The 5295-nt window shown below is 40.9% G+C and carries 5 protein-coding genes; all 5 read left to right on the top strand.

Annotated elements, in window-relative coordinates:
- The first annotated feature begins 146 nt into the window (after positions 1-146).
- From ACR2F7_RS01065 to ACR2F7_RS01085, 5 genes are read left to right on the top strand one after another with little or no spacing between them, the layout of a single operon-like run.
- Complete coding sequence (locus ACR2F7_RS01065; RefSeq protein ID WP_432711761.1) at positions 147-890, top strand: copper homeostasis protein CutC; 744 nt, start codon at positions 147-149, stop codon at positions 888-890.
- A gap of 11 nt (positions 891-901) precedes the next feature.
- Positions 902-1999 (top strand): hypothetical protein, encoded by a 1098-nt coding sequence (locus ACR2F7_RS01070; RefSeq protein ID WP_432711762.1) that lies wholly within the window; start codon positions 902-904, stop codon positions 1997-1999.
- A 53-nt stretch (positions 2000-2052) separates the two neighbouring features.
- A complete protein-coding gene (locus ACR2F7_RS01075; RefSeq protein ID WP_432711763.1) occupies positions 2053-2850 on the top strand; it encodes a HipA family kinase in 798 nt (265 codons plus the stop codon).
- Entirely contained in the window at positions 2828-3211 is a 384-nt protein-coding gene (locus ACR2F7_RS01080) for a DUF3037 domain-containing protein (RefSeq protein ID WP_432711764.1), read from the top strand. Before ACR2F7_RS01075 ends, ACR2F7_RS01080 begins: the two co-directional genes overlap by 23 nt.
- Positions 3212-3219: 8 nt before the next feature.
- Positions 3220-5124 carry an AAA domain-containing protein gene (locus ACR2F7_RS01085; RefSeq protein ID WP_432711765.1) on the top strand — a complete coding sequence of 635 codons (1905 nt, stop codon included), beginning with the start codon at positions 3220-3222 and terminating at the stop codon, positions 5122-5124.
- Positions 5125-5295: the final 171 nt, after the last annotated feature.

A 5295-nucleotide genomic window follows, 5' to 3' on the forward strand; every position in this document is an offset into this window, starting at 1 on the left:
CTGAATAAAAAAGGTGAGTATGGCGCCTATTCCATACAAAAAGGGTTCAGTTTTGCCGTTTGCAATGAACAGCAAAAAGACCTGCTCTTACCGGGTAAAAGCTATTTTTCATAGCTGCCAGGAACATATTTTTATAAAAAAACGAAATGATAAAAATGGAAGTTTGTGCCAATGGTGTTGTTTCTGCATTAGCAGCACAACAAGGTGGCGCATCAAGAATAGAACTTTGTGATAACCTACAAGATGGAGGAACTACACCTAGTTACGCACAGATTAAATTAGCAAAAGAATTATTAACTATTCCCGTGTACCCGATTATAAGGCCGCGTTCAGGAGATTTTCTTTATAGTGACCTTGAGTTTAACTTAATGAAGGCTGATATAGAGATCTGTAAATTATTAAATTGTGATGGTGTAGTTTTTGGTATCCTTAATGCTGAGGGCGAAATTGATCAATTGCGGTGTGCCGAGTTAATTGCCATCGCCAGCCCCATGAAAGTAAGTTTCCATAGGGCTTTTGACCTGTGTCATGATCAGGAAAAAGCTGTAGAAGCTATTATTGAATTGGGCTTTGAAAGAATCCTGACCTCTGGAGGCCAGGTAAATGCTTTAGTAGGGGCAGCACAAATAGCCACACTGGTAAAATTAGCTGCGGGTAGAATCAGCATCATGCCCGGCGCAGGAATTAGAGAACATAATGTGGCTGAGGTCATGCGAATTACGGGAGCGACAGAGTTTCATGCTACAGCAAAAAGTGTAATACGTAGTGCGATGAAATTCAAAAATATTGAAGTCCATGTAGGGGCAGCGGCAGATGAGTATAACTATGAAGTTACAGCGGCCGAAATTGTTAAAAGTTTAATCGAAAAAGCCAATGGAAGGCAATATTAAAGGCTATAGACATGAGGTTTTCCTTAGCTGAAAATAGGGCTACGGTAGTTCCACTTGGTATTGCCGATTTTATGGGGCATGCGGAGAATGGCTCTTTCAATTTCAACTATTCTCTAGAAGATAGTGTGGAGGGTACCATTGTTTTTGAAATCTGCAGTGTTGAAAATGTTGTGCTTTACAGAACCATGTTAGACGACATGATGCTGCTTGCGGGTAGCCATTCCATTAAATGGGATGGTTTTGATCAGGAAGGGATATATGATAGCCGGCGGTTTAATGGGCAATACTTGCAAGCAAGGTTGACGGTAAACTCTTTAGAGGACAGCGAAATTTCTGTTGTCAATTTTACTGCCCTTTACAAGGAAGTGCAGTGGGTGGATATTATTATAGAACGAAGCGTTAAAAAGATAACCGCAGTGCTAAGAACAGCCTTCAAAGATAGCCGATCTTCTTTGAACCCTCCCGCTCAAAATATTCCATCGCAATTGATTTTAACAGCTGGAAGGCAACCCTTTAAAGAGAGAACGAAAAGCTTTGAGGAGCTGTTGGCTTTGGCTGTTAAAGGGCTAACCTACCATTGGGGGAGAAATTCTCTCCATGCCATAGCCAAGAACGTCACCCTGGCAGATGGTACAAATTACGAGTTTTTCCTGATGGTGGAGAATACTGAAAAATATGCTATTCGCTCTCCTAAAATAGTTTATCACACCAACGCCAGGTCCAGAAGGTCAAGAAACTGGGAATTGTCAAGGATTTTATTCTATAACAATGGCTATTTGAAATATGGTCAATCATGGTATTTTAAAACGCCTTCAAAAGCTGATGCGGATTTTATGGAGATTGCTGCTCATGAAATTGGCCATGAGATATTATTGGCCTATGGAGGGCATCGCTATTCAAAATGCCATAAAGGGACTTCAACACTGCTTACACAAGCACCATTGGGCAATGCGCTTTATCCAAAACAAGGTGAAATTGACCTTATGCTTTATTATGTGGAAGATCAGGAACATCCCTTTCCTGTAAATGCACAACAAAGGTGTGTTGCCAGTGAAAAAGACGTGCTCAGTTTACTCTGGTTAAGTAAAATAGAGGTTACACCTATTTAATGATAAAACGCTAGCTTTGCAGCCATTATTTCTATCCATTTGAATACTGTAACATGAATAATCATTCTCTTCAGATTCGTACGGTACAAGTCATCAGGTATGTTACCCCTTTACGTGAAGGTGGTTCTATGCCTGCACTTGCAGAAGCCGACGATGAGTTTTTATATGTGCTGAAATTTCGGGGTGCAGGGCAGGGTGTTAGGGCCTTAATTGCTGAATTAATTGGCGGAGAAATTGCCCGTAAACTTGGTCTACGTGTACCAGAGCTTGTTTTTGCTGAACTTGATGAGGCCTTTGGCCGTACAGAAGGCGACGAAGAAATACAGGACTTGCTGAAATTTAGCGTAGGGTTGAATCTTGCTTTACACTACTTATCAGGTGCCATTACTTACGATCCGGTGGTAACCACCATAGATGCCAGAACGGCCTCTCAAATTGTATGGCTGGATTGTTTATTGACCAATATGGATCGTACTGCCCGCAATACGAATATGCTGATGTGGCACCAGGAACTTTGGCTCATTGACCATGGTGCATCCTTGTATTTCCACCATTCATGGCAAAATTGGAAAGAGCAGGCTATTAAGCCCTTCTCTTTAATTAAAGACCATGTATTGTTGCCACAAGCAACAGAGCTTGTTGTTGTAGATGAAATTTACAAAGCTATATTAACACCAGAATTTATACAGACTGTTGTGGCCTTAATTCCCGAAGAGTGGTTAATTGGTGATAGTAATTTTGAAAGCACTGAAGCACATAGACAGGCTTATGCCTATTTTTTAACCACCAGAATATCAAATTCTTCCATATTTGTAAACGAAGCAGAAAATGCAAGAGAAAACCTTATATGAGTATGCCATCATCCGTGTTGTACCTAGGGTAGAACGGGAAGAATTTCTAAATATTGGTGTTATCCTCTTTTGTGCTAAGCAAAAATACTTGCAGATTAAATATATCGTTGAGCCTAAAAGATTGAGGGCTCTGCATGCTACTTTAGATTTAGATGAACTGGAGGCGCATTTGGAAGCCCTGGAGAAAATCTGTGCAGGTGCTAAACAGGGTGGACCTATTGGAAGTCTTGATCTTCCATCGAGGTTCAGGTGGCTTACGGCAACGCGCAGTACCATTGTACAAACATCAAAAGTACATCCTGGGTTTTGTGTTGATCCGTTACAGACTTTGGAAAAATTATACCTTAACATGGTTCTTTAAAATGATTAATGGAATACTTTGATAAACTACTTTCCCTGCTTAAAATAGAGCAGGAGGAAGACCTTAAATCCTTTAAACGCTTAACGGAGACAGCGTCTGTTGCTCAAAAAAGAAGCAATGGCTTATCGTGGTATCCTATTGCCATTAAAGGTTCTGAAATGAGTCGTGGTGATTATTTAACGGTGGAGGTAGAAAGAACATCGCATTTCGAATTACCCCATCAGCTCAGGTTTGGCATGCCTGCAGCTTTATTTTCTCAGCACCATCCTGAACACCGTATTGAAGGGGTCATCAATTACCTCAGTGGTAACCGGCTAAAGCTTACCTTAAAAACAGATGAACTTCCGGAATGGTCTTCGGGAGGTAAATTGGGTATTGACTTGTTGTTTGACAATAACAGTTATGAGGAGATGAGGAAGTCCATCAAGCTGGCAACGAGTGCAGATGAACAGTCTGCGGCTATGCCCTTGATAAAAATTCTGACTGGTACAAAGGAGGTCAGCTTTCAAAAAGACTTGCCGGTTCAGGAAATTTCTCAACTGAATGAATCACAACAGCTGGCGGTAAATAAAATATTGGCAGCTAATGAGTTGTCTATTGTTCATGGTCCTCCGGGAACAGGGAAAACAACCACACTGGTACAAGCCATCAAAGCACTTCACCAGCAAAATGGGCAACAGATTTTAGTGGTGGCACCAAGTAATACAGCGGTAGATTTATTGACCGAGAAGTTGGCTGATGAAGGTTTGTCTGTATTGCGCATCGGCAATCCTGCACGAGTGTCAGAGAGATTAATGGCTTTAACGCTCGACAGTAAGTTAGCGGAACACAAGAGCTCAAAAGAAATTAAAGCCTTAAAAAAGCAAGCCAATGCTTATAAAAATATGGCCCATCAGTACAAAAGAAATTTTGGCAGGGCTGAAAAAGAACAACGGAAACAACTTTTTGATGCAGCTTATCAAATTTTAAATGAAGTAGAAAAAACTGAAAAATACATCAGCAGCCAGGTTATTGGGGAGTCACAAGTGATTACGGCAACATTAGTAGGTGCAAATCACTACACGGTGCGTAACCTGAAATTTCATACCGTGGTGATAGATGAAGCAGGACAGGCTTTAGAACCTGCATGCTGGATTCCCTTGATGAAGGCCCAGAAAGTGATCTTTGCTGGTGATCATTGTCAGCTGTCGCCTACTATAAAGTCGGCAGAGGCTGCAAAGGCAGGGTTAAGCACTACCTTATTTGAGAAGTGTGTTAACTTACATCCAGCTGCTGTAGTGCTTTTAGAAGAGCAATACCGTATGAACACTGCTATTATGGGCTATCCATCGAAGGTCTTTTATCATGACATGCTGAAAGCCCATCCATCTGTTGCTGACCATGTTTTATTTGAGGGTGCTGCACCGTTGGCTTTTATTGATACTGCAGGCTGTGGTTTTGATGAAAAAATAGAGGGCACTAGTGCGACTAACCCTGAAGAGGCTGTATTTTTATTGAAACACCTTACACAAACGGTAAACACCATGCTCGAACATTCTAGCCTGGAAGATTTCCCAAGCATCGCCATCATATCGCCCTATAAGCAGCAAATTCAAGTATTGAAAGAGCTGATGCAACATACGCCTGAACTGCTTGCCTTAAAAACAAAGTTGAGCATTAATACGATTGATAGTTTCCAGGGGCAGGAACGAGACCTGGTTTATATCAGCTTAACAAGAAGCAATACCGAAGGGATGATTGGATTTTTAGCAGACATCAGGCGAATGAATGTCGCCATGACAAGAGCAAGAAAGCAACTGGTTGTTATTGGCGACAGTGCCACGCTTTCAAGGCATAAATTCTATGCAAATTTCATTAGCTATGCCGAACAAAAAAATGCCTACCAAAGTGCCTGGGAATTTATAGAAACATAACGATCTACATAAAAAAGCCTGCATCATAATAAATGAGGGCACTGAAAAAGTCCCTTAATTTAAAAGGGATAAAAGGAGTAGAAGACTAGTTTTTCTGCTCCTTTTTTTGTATTTTAAAGGTGTATTATTACTGCTTTTAAGATGCTGCTTCAACAACAAAAAATCCAGTTT

This window comes from Pedobacter sp., from assembly GCF_045628745.1.
GTDB lineage: Bacteria > Bacteroidota > Bacteroidia > Sphingobacteriales > Sphingobacteriaceae > Pedobacter.